Source organism: Microbacterium sp. zg-YB36 (genome assembly GCF_024623575.2).
GTDB lineage: Bacteria > Actinomycetota > Actinomycetes > Actinomycetales > Microbacteriaceae > Microbacterium.
In genome coordinates this window covers 130,705-150,988 of record NZ_JANJFD020000010.1, presented here as the reverse complement: position 1 = coordinate 150,988, position 20,284 = coordinate 130,705, and the positions used below count along the sequence as shown (strand labels likewise).

Sequence of the window (20,284 nt, the reverse complement as noted above, 5' to 3'; positions counted from 1 at the left end):
CTGGCGGGGTTCGCTGAGCGAGGCCTGGGCTCCACCAGCGGGTTTCCCAGAAACGACCGGATGAGTCCAGCGTTGCCGTGCCGATCCCGCTCAGACGGCGCCTGCTGTGGACCAGCGGTGCCCACCGGCGGCGCGGGCGCGGTCCATCGCCGTCTGTGCGGCCGTCACGAGCGCGTCGAGGTCGTAGCCGTGGGTGCGCACCGACGCCGATCCGGCGCTCGCCGAGAACTCGACGGCCAGCGGCTGGTCGGTCTGCACCGTGGATACACGCTCGAGCAGATCTCGGATGCAGTCGCGCACCGTGGTTTCGGGTCGCGACAGCAGCACCAGGAAGCCGGCGCCGCCGTCCCCGCCGATGTCGGAATCCGCGGGGAACGATGCGCGCACGTCGGCGCCGAGGCGGTCGACGATGCGGCGGAACGCGTCCTCGCCGCCCGCGATCCGCAGAGCGTCGGTGTCGTCGAGCGACAGCGCGATGAGGCTCCAGGTCGTCTCTCCCGCCGCCTCGGCGCGAGCCAGCCGATCCCTCGCCGTATGAGGGAAGAACTCCCCGGATTCGAACGTCCCGGCCTCGACGGGATTGCGCGCGAGGCCCAGCAGCGACACGAGAGCGCACGTCAGGTAGGCGATGACGCCGATCGCCTTGAGGTCGGGGAGCACGTGCTCAACGTTGCCGGACAGCCCGTTGACGATGGCGGCGACGACGCTCGCGATGCCGATGAGGGGAAGCACACCCGACACGATGAGCAGCGGGAGCAGTCGGCTCGCGTCGTGCTCATGCCTCCGGATCAGCTCGAGGACCGAGAGCGCCGCCCAGGTCGAGGCGAGGAGGTACGACGTCGAGTAGATGAGCGAGTGCCACGGCGCGTGGATGCTGGTGGCGAGCGCGGTCGCGGCGACGGCCGCCACGAGGGGTCCCACCCACATGTACCCGCGCGCGCCGCGCGCCACCCGCAGACCCGACCAGACGAACGCCGGTGCCGCCATGACGACGCCTTCCGACACCTCCGCGAGGGTCGGCATCCCGGTCGCGTCGGAGATGAGCACGCCGAAGCTCGAGATCATCACGAGCAGGAACATCAGCGACCACAGCAGAGTCGCCACCGACGGTCGATATAAGAAGCCGAGCCCGATCATCATCATCGAGGTCAGCGTGGCCAGTACCGCCAGGATGACCGAGCCGTCCACCGTCGCGGTCGTCATGGCGCCTCCGCAGGGATCCGGATCGTGATCGTCGTGCCGACGCCGGGTTCGCTGTCGACATGGATCGTTCCGCCGTGCGCCTCGACGATCGTGCGCACGATGCTGAGCCCGAGACCCGTGCCCGCGATGCCACTCTCAACGGCAGTCTCCGACCTGAAGTAGGGCTCGAAGATGTGGGGGAGCTCAGTTGCCGCGATCCCCATGCCGGTGTCTGCAACGCTCAGTTCGACCGTCGATCCGTCGTGGCGGGCGCTGACGTGCACCGTCCCGCCTGCGGGGGTGTACTTCAGCGCGTTGCCGAGGAGGTTGTCGGTGAGCTGTCGCAGGCGGAAGGCATCCCCCCAGATCATCAGTGGCTCCCCGGCATCCAGTGACAGCCGTACGTGATGGTCGTTCGCGCTCACGGCGAACGACTCGACGGAGGCCTCGACAACGGCGCGCAGATCGGTGACGGCGCGCGCATCGCGGTCGGCCCGCGTCGTGGCGTCGGGCTGGGAGGAGAGGATCGTGGACACGAGGTGCATCATGCGCTCGCTGGACTCCTCAATGACGAGCAGGCGTTTACGCTCGCGCTCATCGATGCGATCGCTTTCCAGAAGGCGGTCGGTGTGACCGAGGATCCCGGTGAGCGGATTGCGCAGCTCGTGCGACACCTGTGCGGCGAGTGCCTGGCGACGCTTGTCGGCAGCCACCACCTCCGTGATGTCCTCCGCGATGAGCACGGTGCTGTCTTCTTCCCCCGGCCGCGGCTGCTGATGCCGGGTCGTGATCGACAGCGCATGCCAGCGACCGTCCGGATCGAACAGCCAGACACGCTCGTCTTCGAACTCCTCGCCGCGCATCGCGCGGGCATAGGAACGCTCGCCGGTTCGGAGGGCCCGTCCGCGCAGCCCGTCGTACTCGATGGAGTGTGCACGCTGGCTCGGGTCGGACTCGTCGATCGCGTACAGCGTGCGGTAGGCGGAGTTCGCCGACAGCAGTTCTCCGGTGGTGCTGACCTGGGCAATGGCAATGTGGACGGCGTCGAGCATGTCGCTGATGCGGCGGCGCTCGATCGAGACTGTGTCGAGCGAATGATGGATGCGACGCGATTGGCGCATGAGCAGCGTGCGATACGCGCGTGCCTGCCGCGCCGTGGCATGGACCGCGACGCCGACGAAGGCCAGCGCCAGCACCGCGATGAGCACGCGCAGCGCACTCGCGGGCGACGACTCGTTCGCCAGCACCTCGATGAGGGTGATGACCGCGATGACGGCCAGACCCGCCACGAGCCGGGAGAGCGGGAACTGCGCCGCGAGCCACGTGATGGGAAACACCCACAGGTGCGAGATCCGCAGCGCGGTGCTGAACGTCAGCAGGCCCACCCACAGGATGTCGAGGTACGGCAGCCAGACGATGGCGCCTTCGGGCAGGCGACGCCAGGGGATCACCAGTGCGGCGATAGTAGTGGCGAAGACGCCCGCGACGCCGATCACGAGAGGCGGAATGCCGAGCACCGCGGGATCGAGCAGGTAACCGACGATGATGATGATCGCGACGACGGCGGCGAACAGCAGCTGCCAGATCCAGACCGTGCGGATGCCCCCGTCGGTCCCGCGCAGATCGAACGCAGGGTCGACCGCGGGGATCACCCCGGTCGGCACGGCTCCTCCTCGAAGGGCGTCGTCATTGCCGAGTCGCGCTGCCCGTGAGGCGATACCCCACGCCTCTCACGGTCTCGACGTACCGAGGGGCGGTCGGGTCTTCGTCGAGCTTGCGCCGGAGCTTGGCGATGTGGGTCTCGATCGTCCTCATCTCGACGTCCGACACCTCCGCATCGGAGCTGCCGCGCTGGCTGCGCACGGCGAGGGCGAGCTCTTCCTTCGTGCGGACGCGCTGGCCTGTCTCCATGAGGGCGACGAGCAGGTCGAACTCCGTGCGCGTGAGCCCGGCGTCGTCGCCACCGCGCGCGGCGATGCGGGTCGCGCGATCGACGACGAGGTCATCGTACGCGAGGACGGCGGGCGCCTCGCCTGCGGCGGGACCGTCGGCGGGTGTCGAGGCATCCGCCGGCGCGTCGGCCTTCACCCGCCGCAGCACCGCCTCGACGCGGGCGCGGAACTCGCGCGCGCGGAACGGCTTAGCGACGAAGTCGTCGGCGCCCGCCGACAGCGCCAGGACCGCGTCGGCCTCTTCTGTCAGCGCCGAGACGACGATGATGTGGGTCGCGCTGCGGTTACGTACGCGGCGCGTTGTCTCCAATCCGTCGATGCCGGGCATGTTGATGTCGACGGTGGTGATGAGCGGTTCATGCTTAAGGACCGCCTCGACGCCGTCGGCGCTGTTGGAGGCGCCGAAGGCTTGGACACCCGCCGACTCGAAGATGTCCACGAGCAGCTCACGGACGACCTCGTCGTCCTCGATGACGACGGCCCGGGCACCCTTCGCGCCGATATTCATCGGGCCCTCCTCTTCCTGGATCCTGTCCGAATTGTTCCACACTGCACTCTCGCTTCCGTGCGATGGCGCGTGGGACTCGGTGTCGGGGTCTAGGCCTGGCATATCGCCTCCTCGGCGGGCGGTGGATCGATCGTCGGCGTCGAGACGACGGCGAGCGTCGGTGCCGACGTTTCACGGGTGTGCGCCGCGAGTGTCACGGTCGCGGTTGCGCCGGGAACCACGTCCACGCTCACGCTCACGACGCGGTGTCCGTCGTGCACGCCGCCGCCGAAGCCCACGTCACCCGTGACGGAGGCGTCCACGAGGTCGAACCCCGGGGGGAGGTAGAGGTAGGCGACCGTGCGTACGGTTCCCGGGTCGAGTCCGTACTTGCCGCCCGAGGTGATGTACCGCGGGAGGGATGCCGCATCCGCCGGCGCGTTGTTCTGGATCGTCACCGAGATCTCGGCGACCCCCGTGGCGCCGCCGGTCTGTGCGAGCTCGCACGACCGCCAGTGCACCGAACTGGCCGCCGACTGGTAGTAGTCCATCTTCGAGCCGGTGCCGTCGTTGAGATATACCCCGAAACGCGCGGTCTCGGCATCGCTTCGGGGCAGACGGCCTGCGAGCACCGTCTCGTTCAGGACCGCCTGCTCGGCCGCGTCTGCGCTCCAGACGAGCAACCGCCGCTCTTCGGCTGCGCGACCGAGCGCGGTGAGCAGACGGGACGGATCAAGGTCGCCCTCGGTCACCGCAGTGAAGACGGCCGCGGCAGCAGCTGCGAAGAACGCGTCCTGGTCGGCGGGCCGTTCGAAGCGGAGGTAGGAGTCGCGTAGGAGCACATCCACGACGGTGGTTGCCGTCAGCCGGTCCCCCGTCGCGGTGGTGATGGGTCCCGTTGCGCTCAGGAGATAGGACAGGGCCACCGGATCGAACGAGACGACGCCGTCGACGCGGAGCCCGTCGTGCTCTTCGGCCCACATCTCTTGCGCGAGCGCCGCGGCGATCGTGAAGTCGGGCACTTGCGTGATGTTCTGGATCCATCTGCCCGGGTTCGCGCCGTAGACCGCTTCGATCTCGGGTCCGAGGGGCATCACCGGCTCCCGGTAGCGGGGGTAGTCGGGCGAGGACTCCTGCGCGACCAGTTCGATCCGGCCGTCGTCGACGCGCACGAGCGCCATCGCCCCGGGAACGCCGCCGAGCGAGCGCCACTCCGCGTTGTTCTGGAAGAGGAGCAGGTACTCGCGCGGGCCTTCGGCACCGAGCATCCCGGGAAGCAGGACGCCCGCACGGGCGAGGGCATCCGCGCCACCTTGCGCGACCGTCAGCAGCTGCGCGACCTCGTCGAGAGCATCGCGCAGCGGGGCCACGAGTGCGCGGCGATCGATCTGGGAGACCGTCGCGAGAGCCGTGTCGAGCCGCACCGCGGCACGGTGCGCGTCGGGGCCGATGCCCGCGAGCGGCGCGGCGTCGATGCGGCCGCCGCGCGGACCGAGGTCGGCGAAGTCGAGCTGCGAGACGGACGCGGCGAGCGGCGTCAACGCGCCGCTGACCGACTCGTCGAGCGCCGCCGTGAGAGCGCCTACGGCGTGCAGTTGCGCGCCGAGCCACGGCAATCGCGCGGCGACGTGCCAGACCGGGTCCGACGTGAGGACTCTGGCGGCTGCGGTGTGGTGGGAGATGTCGGAGAGGACACTCACCGCGGAGGCCGGATCGTCCAGCAGACTCCGCGCGTCAGTCACCGCGGCCTGCGCCGCGCGCACGTGGCCATATGCCAGGGCCGCGCGGATGCCGATCCAGGCGGCGCCGGCGAGGAACACCACGAGCACGCCGAACGCGACCCATGCCACGGTGGTTCTCGTCCCCCGTCGGCGCGGGCCGATCGTGTCGCCTCGCATCCCCATGCTGCCCCCAAGTGCCCACACTTTACCTTGAGGTTCCCTGTCGCGGAACTGGACCTTCTAGACATAGGCTGACTGCCACCACGGGGGTGGGCGGGCTGGCGGGGGAGACGGATGGCGGCTCAGGGCGGGGGGCGCGGGTCTGCACCGACACTACGGCGCGGCCTCGTCACGATGATGGTCGGGCGCGCGTTCCCTCCGGCGGCGGCTCTCGTGACGGCGCCGCTGCTCGCCGTGGGGCTGGGTGTTTCCGGCCGGGGAGAGCTCGCTGCCGCGACGGCACCGCTTCTGCTCGCGGTGACGATCGCCCCGTTGGGGATTCCGTCGGCCGTCACCTACGTCGTGGCGCGCACCCCCCGGCTCTTCGGGGTCGCACTGCGCCGCGGCGGCGTGCTCGTGCTGCTCGCGGGATTCGTCGCGTTGGGCGTCGCCGTGCAGACCGCCGCGCTGCTGAGCGCGGGGGATGACGCGCTCGCGGGCTACATGCTCGTGGGCGCCCTCGCGATCGTTCCGACCGTGCTGATCGCGGTGGTGCAGGCGGGAGCGGCCGGTCTCGGTCAGTGGCGCCTCATCGCCGCCGAGCGGGTCATCGCGTCAGCGGTCAAGGTGGTCGCGATCGCCGTGCTCTTCGGTGCGGATGCACTCACGGTCGCGGCCGCCGTCATCGTCGTCGCCTTCGCTCCCGTCGTGGGAGGCCTCGTGTACCTGGGGCTGCGGTCGGGCGGGTCACCTGCGTCGGGTGAGCCCGGCGAAGCGGCGGCGCGCACCGGTGAGCTGCTGCAGTACGGCCTGCGGTCGTGGATCGGTGCCGTCGCCGGCATCCTGCTCATCCGCGTCGACCAGCTGCTGTTCGTCCCCGTCGGTGGCGCGTACGAGTTGGGGCTCTACGCCGTGGCCGTCACGATCAGCGAGGCGCCGCTCGTCGTGAACGCCGCGGTGCGCGACGTCATGTTCACCCACGATGCGGCCCGCGGCGACAACGAGCTCCTCGCGCGCGCGTCGCGGATGTCGACGATCGCGACGGGCGCCGTCGCCGTCGCGATCGCCGCCACGGCGTGGCTCTGGCTGCCGGTGCTCTTCGGCGAGGAGTTCGAAAGAGCGCTCACCCCTCTGCTGGTGCTCCTGACCGCCGTGGTCCTCGGCAACCCCGGGTCGGTCGCGGGAACGGGGCTCTCGGCGCGTGGTCGGCCGGGTCGTCGCAGCGTCAGCCTCGTCGTCGCCTGCGTGGTCAACGTCGCCGTCTTCTTCGTCCTGGTCCCGGCGTGGGGCGCGGTCGGAGCCGCCGTCGCAACGCTCGTCGGCAGCCTGATCGCGAGCAACCTCAACCTCCTGTTCCTCCGCCGGGCATCGGGCATCCCCATCTCGTCCTTCTATGCGTTCCGGCTCGCCGACGTCCGCGGTGTGCTGGCGCTGTTTCCGCGAGCGCGGGCGCGCAAGGGAGATGACGCGTGACGACCATGGCCCGACGAGTGTGGAATGGCGTGGCCCGTCGCGCGCTGCGCGTGCGGTTCGGCATCCGCAACCGGGTGTCGAGGTCGCCCGTCACCGGCGACGGCCCGATCGTCTCGCTCACGACACACGGCCCCCGGCTCGGGAGCGCGCATCTGGCCGTCGAGTCGATCGGCCGGGGGAGCCTGCGTCCCGCGCGGATCGTGCTGTGGCTGGCGCCCGAGGATCACGCCCGCCCGCTTCCGCCGACGCTGCGCCGACTCGTCACGCGCGGTCTCGAGGTGCGGGAAGCGGGTGATTTCGGCCCGCACACGAAGTACTGGCCGCTGATCGCATCACGACCGGAGCGTGATTTCGCGACCGCCGACGACGACGTCTTCTATCCCCGCGGCTGGCTGGCAGAGCTCCGCCGAGCGGCGGACCGCCTGCCGGATGCCGTCGTGTGCTTCCGTGCCCGCGTCGTGCGGTTCGACGACACCGGCGCGCCGCCGCGCATCCTGCCGTACACGTCATGGACGCCGTGCCGCAGTACGGTACCGTCGGCGCTGCACTTCGCGACGGGGGTGTCGGGTGTGCTCTATCCGCGCTCGTTCGCCGACGTCGTGCGGGAGGCCGGCACGATATTCCTGGAGCGCGCTCCCCGTGCCGACGACGTGTGGCTGCACTGTCTCGCCGTTCGCGCCGGCCTGCGCATCGCGCAGGTGCGGCCTCGTCCCGCGGAGTTCCTCGGGGTGCCCGGGACGAGACCGACGGGGCTGTACCGAGCCAACGAAAGCGGCGGCAACGATCGCCAGATCGCGCAGACCTATGCCGCCGACGTCCTCGCGCTGCTCGCCGCGACGTCGCGCGGTGCGACGGGTGTCATTTGAACAGCCCGCGGGCCGACATTTCGACGAGCGACCGCTCGTAGCCGTCGGGGTCGGCTGGCTGGTCGCGCACCCACTCGGCGAAGAGCCGCACGCCCGCGGCGAAGGTCGTGGTCGGCATCCATCCGAGCGCGCGATGTATGCGGCCGCTGTCGGCGATGCTGTGACGGATGTCGCCGGCCCGGTAGGTGCCCGAGATGCGCATGCGGGCTTCGACGTCGAAGGCTGCGGCCAGTGCTTCGACGACTTCGACGACCGTCGTGGACGTCCCGGACCCCACGTTGTAAACGCCCCGCGCGGCGGGGTGCAGCGCGGCCAGCCGTGTCGCCTCGACGACGTCGTCGACGAAGACGAAATCCCGGCTCTCCCGTCCGTCTTCGAAGACATTGACCTCGGCACCGTGACGGAGGATCCCGGAGAAGATCGACAGGATGCCGGTGTACGGGTTCGTCAGCGACTGACCCGGGCCGTACACGTTCTGGTACCGAAGCGCCACGGCTTCGATACCGATCGCCGGGGCCGCCGTCGTCACGAGAGCCTCCTGCACGTGCTTCGTTATCCCATACACGCTCGAAGGGCGCGGCGGTGCCGATTCGGTCGTGGGAACGGGCAGGAGAACGTCCTCCCCAGATATGTGGATGTCGAAATCGCCGCGAACGAGGTCGGCTTCCGCGCGCGGGCCGGGGTGCACGATGCGCCCGTCCGCTGTGCGGTAGGCGCCTTCACCGTAGACGGCTCGGGAGGATGCGACGACGATCCGCCGCACGGTGTGGCGCGTGTTCGCGAGCACGTCGAGGAGGCGCCCCGTGCCACCTGCGTTGGTCTGCACGTAGCGGTCGATCTCGTACATCGACTGGCCCGTGCCAGTGTCGGCGGCGAGATGCACGACGACGGTCGTCCCTCGCAATGCCGCTTGCAGAGCGGTCCACGAGAGCACGTTGCCTTGGATGAGTTCGACCGGTGCCGGAAGCGAAGCTCTGCCCGGGCGAGCACCGTGCACCTGCTCGCTGAGAGAGTCAAGCACCCGCACCTCGTGGCCCTCGGCCAGGAGCCGCGCGGCGAGCCGGCTTCCGATGAATCCGGCACCACCGGTGATCAGGATGCGTTCGATCATGATGTCTCCTGGTGTCGCTCGAACTCGCACGGCGCGGGGAGGAGGGCGGCGAAGGCGGCCGCGAGACGGGCGCGGGCGGGCTCGAAGTCGAGCGGGCCGTCGTTGAGGCAGACGATGGGCGTGCGCGCGCCGGCGATCACAGCGCAGGCGTGCGCGATCGAGGCGTCGTCCAGCTGTATGAACGTGCCGTACCGACGCGGGTTCGCGGGGGCGAAGGCGTTCTCGCACAGCGCCCACCATGCGAACAGGAACACGTTGACATCGGTGAAGCTGCGGAACGTCGAGCGGCAGGTGCGCTCCAGTTGCGTACCGGCTTCGTCCCAGACGCGGGCCATCGTCGCGCGCCGCATCGGCAAGGGCAGGTGGTGGCTGAGGAAACCGGTGAACTTCGGCCACGGCGCGAGCGCGAGGTTCTGCAGCACGCCCCGGCCGTAGCGCGGCGTGAACCAGCGGCGCGGCGAGGTGCGGATCACCTTCCGCTTGGCGAAGCGGGCGTTGAGGAGGTGGACGTCGTTGAGCATCGCGTGCGAGACGTTGTCGCCCAGCGAGAGGGCGTTCATGACGGCGAATCCGACGGGCAGGTCGCCGCGGAAGAAGTGGGTCTGGTCGATCGGGCGGAGCACGAACATGTCGTCGTTGAACGAGACGAAGCGGTCGGCGAGGCCCTCGATGCGGTGGAGGTTGAGTTCGATCGTGCGGGAGTTGAAGGTCGGGAGGTACTCGCGCGGGATGAAGTCCTCGTGCCGCACGATCCGCACGCGGGGATGGGTCGTGTCGAGCCAGTCCGGCGGTGGTGACTGCGTCACGAGGTGCACCGTGCCCACCCAGGGGCAGTGCGCCGCGATGCCGCGGAACCAGAAGCGCAGCAGGTCCCAGTCGCGGAAGCGATCCGACGAGGCGACGTCCGACGGGTCGGCGGCGGAACGTGCGAGGTGCTCGTCGCGCAGCGCACGCCACGCGGCGTCGCGGTCGTCGACCCACGTGACCACGACGTCGACGGGCGCGATCATCGCGCACCTGCCGGGTGGACTCTGTAGTCCGCGACGGGGTCGCTCCCGGGGGTGGGCGGCGCGCCGGAGCGCACGGCGACGAGCAGGATGAGGATCGCGGGCAGGTACGCGGGGACTTGAGCGCCCAGTGGTCCGCGCAGCACGCCGAACATCGCCATCGACACGAGCGGCGCGAGCATCGCCCACTTCGACAGCGGGGCATGCAGCCATGCGGAGTCGACCCTCGAGGCGAGCATGCCGAGCAGCACCATGCCGACGATGATGCCCACCCCACCGAACTGCAGGTACAGCTCGGCATGGATGGGAAGCGAGAGATTCGTGAAGCTGTAGCCGGCGTGCGTGGCGACATCGGCCGAGGCGATCGTGGCCTTGTCGGGCCACACGGAGCGCGGCACGAAGAAGAGAACCGCTGACAGGAGGTGATGGCCGGCGGCGAGACCGTGCGTCTGCACGTACGACAGGGTGTTCACGACCTGTTGGAAACCGTCGAAGTCGGCCGATGCGAATGTGTCGGCCGTGACCTCGGCGGCCGAGAACGAGCCGCGCCGGAAAGCGCTCGCGAGCGGATACAGCAGCAGCGTCGCGACCGCCCCCACGGCGAGGAAGACGAAGCCAGCGCCCGGCGTGCGCGGGCGCAGTGCCGCGAGCACGAGCGCGCCGAAGGCGAGCAACGCGATGAAGCGCGTCTGCGAGAGCGGATTGGCGAAGAGGATGAGCCCGACGAACCCGACGAGGAAGAGGCCCAGTTCGTGCACGTGGACGCGCGCGAAGCTCCTCGCGGCAAGTTGCAGGCGGTACAGGCCCAGGAGCGTCGCCGCGATCGCAAGGCCCGACGGGAGCACCGTGTAGAGCGCGTACACCACGCCGCCCGCATCGGAGAGCGACCCACCCGCCGCATCGAGCGCATCGCCGCGCTCGGTGCGGCTCGCGAAGAGACTGTCCAGCCCCAGCACCCGGACGGCGTTGAGCCCGACGAGCATGAGAGCGGCCACGACGAGAGCGTGCACACCCGGGCGTATCGACGCACGCGCCGCCAGACTCGGACGACTCGCGCGCGCGCGGGTCGCGAGGTCACCGATCGAGAAGCACGCGATCGCGAGTGCCGTGAGCACGAGCGCGAGGTGCACCGCGGCGGGATCGGCCAGCGCCCGCGTGTCGCCCCACGCCACCCTTCCCAGGGTCAGCTGGGCGATCGGACCGACTCCCAGCCACGCGAACCAGAAGAGATAGAACGCCGCGGCGGCGGGTCGCAGCCCGTGCGCGGCCGACTGCACGGCACCTGTCAGTGCGATGAGTGCGGAGAAGCTCGCCAGCCCCAGCGCGACCGGGTCCGACGGCTCACCGACGAGGAGGACGATGAACGCCGCGCCGAGCAGCACGAGGGGCGGCACCCAGGGATTGATGTTCATGGCCGGCTGCCGCCCGCGACCGCTGCGGCCGCCGACGGGTCGCGCGCCGCCGCGACTGCCGCTCGGGTCTCCTCGGCGCAGCGCGCCCACGACCGCGCGGCCGTGGCGTGCCCCGGCGTGTCCCGCACGGCCGCCAGGATCGCTTCGGCAATGCTCCGCGGGTCGGGCGCCGAGACCCGCACGGCGCGTCCATGGATGGTGTGCAGGCCGCTGTCGGCCGCCGCGATGACGGGGATGCCGAAGTAGCCGGCCTCCACGACGGGGAAGCCGAAGCCCTCGTCGGACGAATTGAGGACGACGGCCGACGCGGTCGCGAGGAGTCGATGGTACTCCTGATCCGGAACGAATCCGGGCAGTCGCACGCGGTGCGCGATACCGCACGATGCGGCGAGCTGCTCGAGCGACTGCCGGTACCGTCCCTGAGCGCCGAGCACCCACAGCGTGCCGTCGGGCACGAGGGCGAGCGCCCGGATGACGGCCTCCGGGCGCTTGTTCGGCAAATGGCCGTAGGTGACGAGCGTCACCTCGTCACCGGGGCGGCGCACGACCGCTCGCCACCGGCGCGGGTGGTCGGCGCCGTTCTCGACGACGACCAGACGGCGCGGACGGGCATGGCGGCGCGACTCCGCCGCCGTCCTGTCGGAGATCGCGATGGTGGTGCCCGCTGTCCGGGCCGACCATCGCCAGAGTCGCCGATACCATCGCTGCGCGACCCCGAACTCACCCGGGCGACTCTCGTGGCGCCAGTCGTGCACGACGACGGCGCGGTGACGCGCGGGCACGAGGGGTGAGGCCAGGGGGCTCAGCGACACGAGGGCGTCCGCGCGGGAGCGGTGGAACACCACGCCCGACGAGACGAGCTGGGTCCATGCCCTCGCGGCGCTCGAACCGCTCCGAACGACGTGCACCGCGATGTTCGGATGACCGACGAACGCGTCCGCTGCCCAGGGGCCGGCGATCACGGTGATCGCGTCATCGGGGTTGCCCGCCGCCCACGAGGCCACGAGTTCGCGGGCGTACAGGTTCATGCCGCCCGAGCGGTCGGGCGAGCCCATCGCGTCGATGACGACCCGCATGCTAGCCCTCGACCCGTGCCGACTCGAGGATCGTGGAGGTCCATGCGGCCAGTGAGTGATCCTCGAATCCCGGCGGCGTCGTGCCCCGGGCAGGGAGGCCCTCGATGAAGGCGGCGACGACCGCGGGGTTCACGCGGGAGGCTTCGGCGGGCACGACGAGCACGCGCGCGGGGTCGTGGAAGTACTCGTCGCGGATCGAGCCGTTGGCAGTAATGAGTGCGGCACCGCTCGCGAGCACTTCGAAGGTCCGCATCGTCAGCCCCGTCTGGCCGGGGCGCTGCAGGTCGACGACGGCCTTCGACCTGCGCATCGTGTCTGCCACAGTCCCGATGGTGAGGGGCGTCGTGCGGACGGCGGATCGGGGGATGCCGCGATACCGCGCAGAGAGGAGCTTGCGAGCCCAGAAGTACCAGGCTGCAGGGGAATAGAAGAAGAGGATGCGCCGTTCCGGCGGAACCGCTGCGGCGACCGCGTGCACGAACGCGTGCCGATCGCCGTGAAGTGTGCCGACGAACGAGAGGTCGAGATCGCGGGGTGCCTCTCCGGGATGGAACTCGGGCCGGTAGAAGAGGGGAAGGTAGGCGACCGACGGGCGGCGCCGCGCGTCGACCGGGTCGAAAGAGAACGCCCTGTCGAACAGGGGGAGCAGGGTGATCCCGCGCGGACTGTTCGAGGATGAGTCGAACGTGTAATAGACGAATCGCGTCGTCGGGCTCCGCCACCGCAGGGTGGTGAGGAACCACTCCGGCACGACCTCGCCTTTGATGACGAGGACGAGATCAGGTGGAGCCGCCTGCGTACGTGCCAGCAGCGCCGCGAAATGACGGCGGATACGTCCGCGCAGCAGGAAAGGGGCGACCCGCACGATCGCGCGTGCGAGCGGCGCGTTCGACGGACGCTCGTCGACGAGGTCGACCTCGTGGCCCTGCGCCCGGATCTCACCGGCGATCGCCTCTTCGTAGCCGAAGAACGACGGTGCGATCATCAGCACGCGCACTAGTGGGCCGACTCTCCGGGTGACACGACGGCCTTCACGGTCTTGGCGAGAATTGCGGCGTCGCCCACGAGCGACCAGTTCTCGACGTAGGAGAGGTCGAGGCGCACGGCATCCTCCCAGTCGAGGCTCGAGCGTCCGCTCACTTGCCACAGCCCCGTCATCCCCGGGCGGATGAGAAGGCGCCGCCGCGCGGCCTCCGAGTAGAGGGCCACCTCGGCATCCACCTGCGGGCGCGGCCCGACGAGGCTCATCGATCCGCAGAGCACGTTGATCAGCTGCGGGAACTCGTCGATCGAGTATTTGCGCAGGAATCGGCCCACCGCAGTGATGCGAGGGTCCTCACGCACTTTGAACAGGGGCTGGCCGGCCGCGCCCTGCGTCGCGAGCAGAGCCGCCAGTTCGGCGTCGGCGCCGACCTGCATCGTGCGGAACTTCAGGATGTGGAAGGGCTCTGCGTTGCGGCCGATGCGGCTCTGGCGGTACAGCGCGGGCCCGGGACTGGTCGCCTTGACCGCCGCCGCGACGACCAGGAGCGCGGGCGCGAGCACGACGACGAGCGAGGCAGAGCACACGATGTCGAACAGCCGTTTGGCCACGCGCTGTCCGCGGGAGAGGGCGGGCCGCTCGACGTGGATGAGCGGCAGCCCGGCGACGGGTCGTGTGCGAATGCGCGGTCCGCTGATGTCGACGATGCTCGGCGCGAGTACGAGATGCTGGCCACCTGACTCGAGCGCCCACGAGATCTGCTTCACGCGGTCGGGGGGAAGATCGTCCGTGCCGGTGATGGCGACGGTATCGGCGCCGCTGCGGTGCAGAGCCTCCAGCACGGACCCGACGTCTCCCACGATCGGGATGCCGGTCCCTGCCACCGTGCGCCCGACGGCGCCGGAAACGCATGCTCCCACCACCGTGTAGCCCGCTTCGGCGTTGCGCGAGAGCTCCCGTGCGATCTGCGCGACGGATTCCTCGCACCCCACGAGGAGCACCCGCGCGTTGTACAGGCCCATGCGGCGGTGCGCGACCAGCCATTGGCGCCAGAGCCAACGGCCGATGACGAGCGTCACGATCCCCGTCGGCAGCGCGAGGATGAGGTACCCCCGTGCGATATCGACGCGCAGCAGGAAGGCCACGATCGCGACCGCGCCGAAGACGCGCAGACTCGCGTCGGCGACGCGGACGTACTCTGTCATGCCCGTACCGATCACCTTGTCGCTGCGCGACTCGATGAGCCCCAGCATCAACATCCATGCGGCTACGAGCGCTGCCGAGAAAATCCAGTAGTCGATCTCGGCGGGTCCGGAGACGAGGGGCGGCTGGAGCCCCAGCCACGCGATCTGCGTGCCGTACACGACCCAGACCAGGATGAGCGCATCGGTCATCCACAGCCGCACGGTGTAGGCCTCACGCCAGCGCGCGCCGGCGGATCCTCGCACGGCGGAGCGCGGCGGTGTCAGCGCCAAAGCCCCCAACTTCGCTTCCCACGTCACATTCGAACCCCTCGACCCGATCCCCAACGGTCGTCGTGTATAGAGATTCGCCGGATTTCTCCTGTGCGTCAAGTGCGGAAAATGCTAATTCTTCCTGGAGTCGGGATGCCGGCTCGGAACGATCATCACGTCGTCGCGTCATTTCTCCGAGTCGGCGTGCCGGTCGCCGTACCGGTAGCCGAACGCGTGCTGCGCGTCGGGCCCCCGCAGCGGAACCATCGTCATCACGATGCCTGCCGTCTTCGCGCCGACAGTGTCGAGCGTCGCGAGGGCGGCCGCGAGCTGCGTCGTCTTGGTGCGGCCGGCTGCGACGACGACGATCGCGCCGCCAGTCTCCTTTGCGAGGATCGCGGCATCCGTCACCGGGAGCAGGGGAGGCGCATCCAGCAGCACGATGTCGAACTCGCGCTCCAGGGCGGTCAACAGCGAGCGCATCCGCGCGGAGTCGAGGAGCTCGCTCGGATTGGGTGGGATCGTGCCGGCCGGGAGCACTCGCAGGTTGCTCGTGCGCCACGGGGCCAGGAGCTCTTCGGCAGTGGCGCGGCCGATGAGCACGTCGGTCAGCCCCGCACCGCCCTCGATGCCGAGCAGGGCGGCGACCCGGGGCCGGCGCAGATCCGCGTCGACGAGTGCGACAGTGCGTCCCGCGTCGGCGAGCACGGTCGCGAGGTTGATGAGCGTCGTCGACTTGCCCTCGCCGGCCTCGCTCGAGGTGATGACGAAAGACGGCCGGGTGTCCAGATCGAGGAACTGCAGATTCGTGCGCAGCGCACGGAATGCCTCGGCGCGCGGACCGAGCGGCTCATCCTGCACGATGAGGGGACGCTCCTTCGCCTTCCTGTCGAAGGGGATCATGCCCAGGAGGGGCCGGTCGGAGACGGCGACCAGATCGCGGGCGCTGGAGATGCGCGTGTCGAGCGCCGTCCGCAGGACGACGGCTCCCATGCCGACGGCGGCTCCGATGAGTCCGCCGATCAACAGGTCCAGTCGCACGTTGGGGCCCGACGGCGATTGCGGCGCCCGTGCAGCGTGCACCGGCGTCAGGCGTACGGGGCTCGGCGTACCGCCGCTGCCGTCGGCGGACTCGAGCGCCTCGACCGTCGCGGCGAGCGATGCCGCCACGGCGTTGGCGGTGTCGGCGGCGCGTTCGGGGTCGGTGTCGGTGACGGCGATCGTGATCAGAGACGTGTTCGGCACCACCGTTGCCCGCACGTGGGCCGCGAGATCGGCGGACTCGACGTCGACGTCGAGCGTTTCGACGGCAGGATCGAGCACGATCGGCGTCGTCACCAGGTTCGCGTAGGTCGCCACACGCGACTGGGTGAAGCTCGACCCCTGCTCGAGTTCGGCGATGCTCTCGCCCGCCTGGCTCGAGACGAAGACCGTGCTCTGCGCGCGGTACTCGGGGGTGCGCGACAGTGACCAGGCCGCGGCGACGCCGACCCCCAGCAACGTGACGGCGACGATAATCGCCCAGTTCCTGCGCAGAATCCGGACGTACTCCCTGAGCTCCATGACGCCCCCTCGTCCGGTCTTCCGGGTATTGTGCCACACCGCCTGGGCGGGTTTCGGGGGCGTCGCTCGCAATCCAGGTTGAGCGAACCTGGTGAATGTCTGAATCTAAGCTGGTGATTACCTCTGGCCGGGAGTAGCATTGCCGCACTCGACGCGGCGGGGGCCGCGTCCGAGGGGTTGCAGGCATCGAACTGGGGGACTCATGCTCAAGAGGATTGCTTCCGTCATCGGAATCAGCGGCGCTCTCATCATCATGACGGCGGGCGCCGCCGTCGCGCAGACCTATCCACCCGACGTCACCTGCGAGGTGCAGGATCCCACGATCTCGCCCGGCCAGTCGACTGTCGTCGAGTGCGGTGGCGACGGGACGATCGAGCCCGGAACATCGGCCGTGTTCACTGTGAGCGGGCCCGGCGTGTCCACCGGGACGCTGTCCGCGGTCTTCGCCGCTGTCGGCACCACCCAGGTGACCAAGACCGCGTCAGGCAGCGGCATCCTGTCGGCGACCTTCACGGCACCGCAGGTGACCGAGACCGAAACCTACACGGTCAGCGTCAGCGATACCGCCGGCACGTTCGCGGCGACGGCGTCGATCACGGTGACCGGCGCGACTGCCGCCGAGGGCGGCGGGGGGCTGCCGGGAACAGGCGGGACGGTGCCGACCGCGTTGATCTGGGTCGGTGCAGGCGCGCTGGGCATCGGCGGTGTTGCGCTCACGGCGGCGCTGGCACGGCGGCGTGAGCGGAGCCGGTAGGTTCACCGCGTCGAGCGCGACCCGCCGCGCAGTGGTGGCGGGCGGCAGGCAACGCGACCCCGGCGCAGTCCACCGCGCCGGCCCGCGCTACACAAGTCCATGGCGCGCCCTCGCCGTTGCCGCGGCCGGCTTCGTGCTCACCGTCATCGCGGTGATGTGGCCGCCGTTCGTCGCGGGGTGGACGCCCGCTGCACTTGCCGCTGCGCTGGTCGTGCTGACGATGGCGCCGCTCGCCGTCGCCGTCGTCATCGCGGGGAGCGGCGCCCGGAGCCGGGCGAGTCCGCTCAGGGGCGTCTGGCGCTGGTCGTGGAGCGACCTGGCAGCGGGAGCGTGTGCGGGGCTCGGGCTGAGGGCCGCCGTCGAGATCCTCACACCTACGGCTTCCCAGGCATCCGGATTCGTCGCCTCGACACAAGCGGTCGCCGTCACGCTGGTCGCCGCCGTGGTCCTCGCGCCGATCGTGGAGGAGGCGTTCTTCCGTGGTCTCGTGCTCGGTGCCGTGACCGACGTCCTGTCGCGCTCGATCGGGCGGACGGCGTCGGCCGTCGTCGCGATAGCGGTGTCGACGGCGGCGTTCGTCGCGCTGCACGCGGTCGCGGGCGGCCTGCGCGCTGACCTCCTGCTCGCCGCGACGCTCACGGGCATCGTGTGCGGCACTCTCGCCGTGCTCACGGGTCGGATCGTCGCGCCGATCGCGGCGCACGTCGTCTTCAACGGCGTCGGGGCGGCGCTTCTGCTGATATAGCAGCCCGGTGGTATCCCCAGGAGAAATTCTCCTGAGCTGCAGTAAAGGAGCAGCTAAAGGTGGATCTCAGACGGGGAATCCCCCTATCTTTGCTCCCACACCACCTTGGGGGGCCGGTATGGGGAATCCAGCAGCGCGTCGGCGTGAGAGCGCCTCGCGGGGCGCGCGCATCGCGATCACGGCGACGGTGATCGTCCTGTGGTTCGCGATCTTCCTTGGAGGCGGGCGGATGTTCAGCCAGCTCAACGACCTGGGCACCAACGATCGTGTGCACTTCCTGCCCGACAGTGCCGAGTCGACGCAGGTCGACCGACTCGACGACGAGTTCCGGGTGCAGGGGTATTCGTACGCGGTTGCGGTCTTCACCTTCGACGAACCGCTCGATGACCATGCGGCGCCGCTGATCGAACGGCAAGTCCAGCGGATGCCGCAGATCGAGGGACTGGCGCTGTTCCGGTCGACTCCGCTCATCGTCTCGGACGACCGGCTCGCCGCGGAGTTCGTCATCCCCGTCGACTCGCAGGGCGCACTGGACGAGACGGTCGCGCAGCTGCGGACAGGGCTGCAGGAAGCGGTGCCGGATGCAACGGCCGTCTACATCACGGGCGGGGCGGGCTTCGCCGCCGACGTCATCGCCGCCTTTTCCGGCATCGACGGGCTACTCCTCCTCGCCGCACTCGGGGCGGTGCTGCTCATCCTGATCACCGTCTACCGCTCGCCGCTCCTGCCCCTCATCGTGGTCTTCACGAGCTTGGCCGCGCTGTGCGGGGCCGTGCTCGTCGTCGCGGGTCTCGCTCGTTCTGGTGCCGTGCTCCTCGCCGGCCAGACTCAGGGGATCCTGCTCATCCTGGTGGTCGGGGCGAGCACCAACTACGCGCTTCTGTACATCAGTCGCTACACCGAGGCGCTCGCGCGCGGGCGGTCGAAGTGGGACGCCACGTGGGATGCGCTGAAGGGGTGCTGGAAGCCGATCCTCGCATCCGGCCTTACGGTCATCGCGGCGCTCATGGTGCTGCTGGTGAGCGAACTCGGCTCGAATCGCACCCTCGGGCCGATCGCGTCGATCGGGATCGCCTTCGCGCTCCTGGCCACGTTCACCCTCCTGCCCGCCCTTCTGATGTGGGCAGGCCGCGCCGCGTTCTGGCCGCGTCGGCTCGTCGCCCACGAACAGCACGCGGACGTCGTGGCGGGCGCTGGTCTGTGGCCGCGCGTCGCGCGCTTCGTCGCGCGCCGGCATCGCAGGGTGTGGATCGTCACCGGTCTCGCCCTCATCGTCATGGCGCTGGGACTCACCCAGCTACGCGCCGACGGCTCGCCGTCGAGTGAATACGTCATGGGGCAGTCGCAGGCGCGCGACGGGCTGGCTGTGCTCGCCGAGCACTACCCTGCGGGCTCGGGGACTCCGGCTGTGGTGGTCGTCGACGCGCCCCGCATGCTCGAGGTCACAGCGGCGATCCTCCAGGTCGAGGGCGTCGATCACACCCGCGTCGCGACGCTGGGCGGGCCCACCCCCGTCACTCCGGACGGGATCCAGCCGTTCGCCGCGGGATCGGGAATCGCACTCGCGCCACTGGTGATCGACAATCGCGTGCTCCTCGAGGCGACGCTGGACCATGCGCCGGACACGCCGGAGGCGGAGGCCGTCGTACGCGAGCTGCGGACCGCGCTCGACCGGGTCGGCGCCGACGTCCTCGTCGGCGGCCAGACGGCCATCGACGTCGATGCGAACGAGGCGGCGTTGCGCGATCGCGGGGTCATCATCCCGCTCGTCCTGCTGGCGATCTTCGCGGTGCTCGTGGCCCTGCTCCGATCGCTCGTGGCGCCGGTGATCGTGATCGGCAGTGTCGCGCTGTCGTACGGCGCGGCGCTCGGGGTGTCGGCCATCGTCTTCAACGAGCTGTTCGGATTCTCGGGCGCCGATCCGACGGTGCCGCTGTTCGCGTTCGTCTTCCTCATCGCGCTCGGTGTCGACTACAACATCTTCCTGATGGCGCGCGCCCGTGAGGAGACCGTCGTCCATGGCGCGCGGGCGGGCATCCTGCGAAGTCTCGTCCTCACCGGCGGCGTCATCACATCTGCCGGGGTCGTCCTGGCCGCGACCTTCGCCGCGCTCGGTGTGCTGCCGCTGCTCTTCCTGACGCAGATCGCGTTCATCGTCGCCTTCGGCGTGCTGCTGGACACCTTCGTCGTGCGTACGCTCCTGGTGCCCGCTCTCGTGTACGACCTCGACTTCCGGTCGTGGTGGCCGAGCGCGCACGCGGTGCGACCTGCACCCGTCGTGGCCACGCAGCCGGAGAGAGAGCACGCGTCCGTCTGAGACGCCAGACGCAGGGGAAAACC

At 70.0% G+C, this 20,284-nt stretch carries 16 protein-coding genes; 5 read left to right on the top strand and 11 right to left on the bottom strand.

Annotation, left to right across the window (positions count from 1 at the left end; translation table 11 throughout):
* Window positions 1-90: 90 nt before the first annotated feature.
* From NQ151_RS14355 to NQ151_RS14340, 4 genes are all read right to left on the bottom strand, one after another.
* Window positions 91-1,203 (bottom strand): diguanylate cyclase domain-containing protein, encoded by a 1,113-nt coding sequence (locus tag NQ151_RS14355; RefSeq protein ID WP_257528511.1) that lies wholly within the window; start codon window positions 1,201-1,203, stop codon window positions 91-93.
* Window positions 1,200-2,846 (bottom strand): sensor histidine kinase, encoded by a 1,647-nt coding sequence (locus tag NQ151_RS14350; RefSeq protein ID WP_257528510.1) that lies wholly within the window; start codon window positions 2,844-2,846, stop codon window positions 1,200-1,202. The genes NQ151_RS14355 and NQ151_RS14350 overlap by 4 nt, the downstream gene beginning before the upstream one ends.
* 22 nt (window positions 2,847-2,868) lie before the next feature.
* The gene (locus NQ151_RS14345; RefSeq protein ID WP_257528509.1) at window positions 2,869-3,642 is read right to left on the bottom strand and encodes a response regulator transcription factor; all 774 of its coding nucleotides are present in this window, start codon (window positions 3,640-3,642) and stop codon (window positions 2,869-2,871) included.
* 89 nt (window positions 3,643-3,731) lie between these two features.
* A complete protein-coding gene (locus NQ151_RS14340; protein WP_257528508.1) occupies window positions 3,732-5,471 on the bottom strand; it encodes a DUF4012 domain-containing protein in 1,740 nt (579 codons plus the stop codon).
* A gap of 225 nt (window positions 5,472-5,696) precedes the next feature.
* Here NQ151_RS14340 and NQ151_RS14335 point away from each other — a divergent pair, with 225 nt between their 5' ends.
* Both NQ151_RS14335 and NQ151_RS14330 read left to right on the top strand, forming a co-directional pair.
* Window positions 5,697-6,974, top strand: coding sequence for a lipopolysaccharide biosynthesis protein (locus NQ151_RS14335; RefSeq protein WP_257528507.1), 1,278 nt, complete (start codon window positions 5,697-5,699; stop codon window positions 6,972-6,974).
* Window positions 6,971-7,840: a hypothetical protein gene (locus tag NQ151_RS14330; RefSeq protein WP_257528506.1), complete on the top strand. Its 870-nt coding sequence runs from the start codon at window positions 6,971-6,973 to the stop codon at window positions 7,838-7,840. The genes NQ151_RS14335 and NQ151_RS14330 overlap by 4 nt, the downstream gene beginning before the upstream one ends.
* On the opposite strand, the gene NQ151_RS14325 is transcribed toward NQ151_RS14330, so the two are convergent.
* The 7 genes from NQ151_RS14325 to NQ151_RS14295 form a co-directional block, all read right to left on the bottom strand.
* Window positions 7,833-8,951, bottom strand: a complete 1,119-nt coding sequence (locus tag NQ151_RS14325) for an NAD-dependent epimerase/dehydratase family protein (RefSeq protein ID WP_257528505.1) — start codon at window positions 8,949-8,951, stop codon at window positions 7,833-7,835. The genes NQ151_RS14330 and NQ151_RS14325 overlap by 8 nt on opposite strands.
* Window positions 8,948-9,961 (bottom strand): stealth family protein, encoded by a 1,014-nt coding sequence (locus NQ151_RS14320; protein WP_257528504.1) that lies wholly within the window; start codon window positions 9,959-9,961, stop codon window positions 8,948-8,950. Before NQ151_RS14320 ends, NQ151_RS14325 begins: the two co-directional genes overlap by 4 nt.
* Window positions 9,958-11,370: a hypothetical protein gene (locus NQ151_RS14315; protein WP_257528503.1), complete on the bottom strand. Its 1,413-nt coding sequence runs from the start codon at window positions 11,368-11,370 to the stop codon at window positions 9,958-9,960. Before NQ151_RS14315 ends, NQ151_RS14320 begins: the two co-directional genes overlap by 4 nt.
* On the bottom strand, window positions 11,367-12,446 hold the full coding sequence (locus NQ151_RS14310; RefSeq protein WP_257528502.1) for a glycosyltransferase: 1,080 nt from the start codon (window positions 12,444-12,446) through the stop codon (window positions 11,367-11,369). The genes NQ151_RS14315 and NQ151_RS14310 overlap by 4 nt, the downstream gene beginning before the upstream one ends.
* Before the next feature lies 1 nt (window position 12,447).
* A complete protein-coding gene (locus NQ151_RS14305) occupies window positions 12,448-13,431 on the bottom strand; it encodes a WaaS/CpsH family glycosyltransferase (protein ID WP_502883579.1) in 984 nt (327 codons plus the stop codon).
* Window positions 13,432-13,442: 11 nt separating this feature from the next.
* On the bottom strand, window positions 13,443-14,930 hold the full coding sequence (locus NQ151_RS14300) for a sugar transferase (protein WP_257528500.1): 1,488 nt from the start codon (window positions 14,928-14,930) through the stop codon (window positions 13,443-13,445).
* 138 nt (window positions 14,931-15,068) lie between these two features.
* Window positions 15,069-16,445 carry a tyrosine-protein kinase domain-containing protein gene (locus NQ151_RS14295; RefSeq protein WP_257528499.1) on the bottom strand — a complete coding sequence of 459 codons (1,377 nt, stop codon included), beginning with the start codon at window positions 16,443-16,445 and terminating at the stop codon, window positions 15,069-15,071.
* Window positions 16,446-16,647: 202 nt separating this feature from the next.
* Between NQ151_RS14295 and NQ151_RS14290 the strand changes: the two genes are divergently transcribed.
* The 3 genes from NQ151_RS14290 (at window position 16,648) to NQ151_RS14280 (ending at window position 20,261) form a co-directional block, all read left to right on the top strand.
* Entirely contained in the window at window positions 16,648-17,199 is a 552-nt protein-coding gene (locus tag NQ151_RS14290) for a hypothetical protein (protein ID WP_257508962.1), read from the top strand.
* On the top strand, window positions 17,183-17,944 hold the full coding sequence (locus NQ151_RS14285; RefSeq protein WP_257528498.1) for a CPBP family intramembrane glutamic endopeptidase: 762 nt from the start codon (window positions 17,183-17,185) through the stop codon (window positions 17,942-17,944). Before NQ151_RS14290 ends, NQ151_RS14285 begins: the two co-directional genes overlap by 17 nt.
* Before the next feature lie 118 nt (window positions 17,945-18,062).
* Window positions 18,063-20,261, top strand: coding sequence for an MMPL family transporter (locus tag NQ151_RS14280; protein ID WP_257528497.1), 2,199 nt, complete (start codon window positions 18,063-18,065; stop codon window positions 20,259-20,261).
* The last annotated feature ends 23 nt before the right edge of the window (window positions 20,262-20,284 follow it).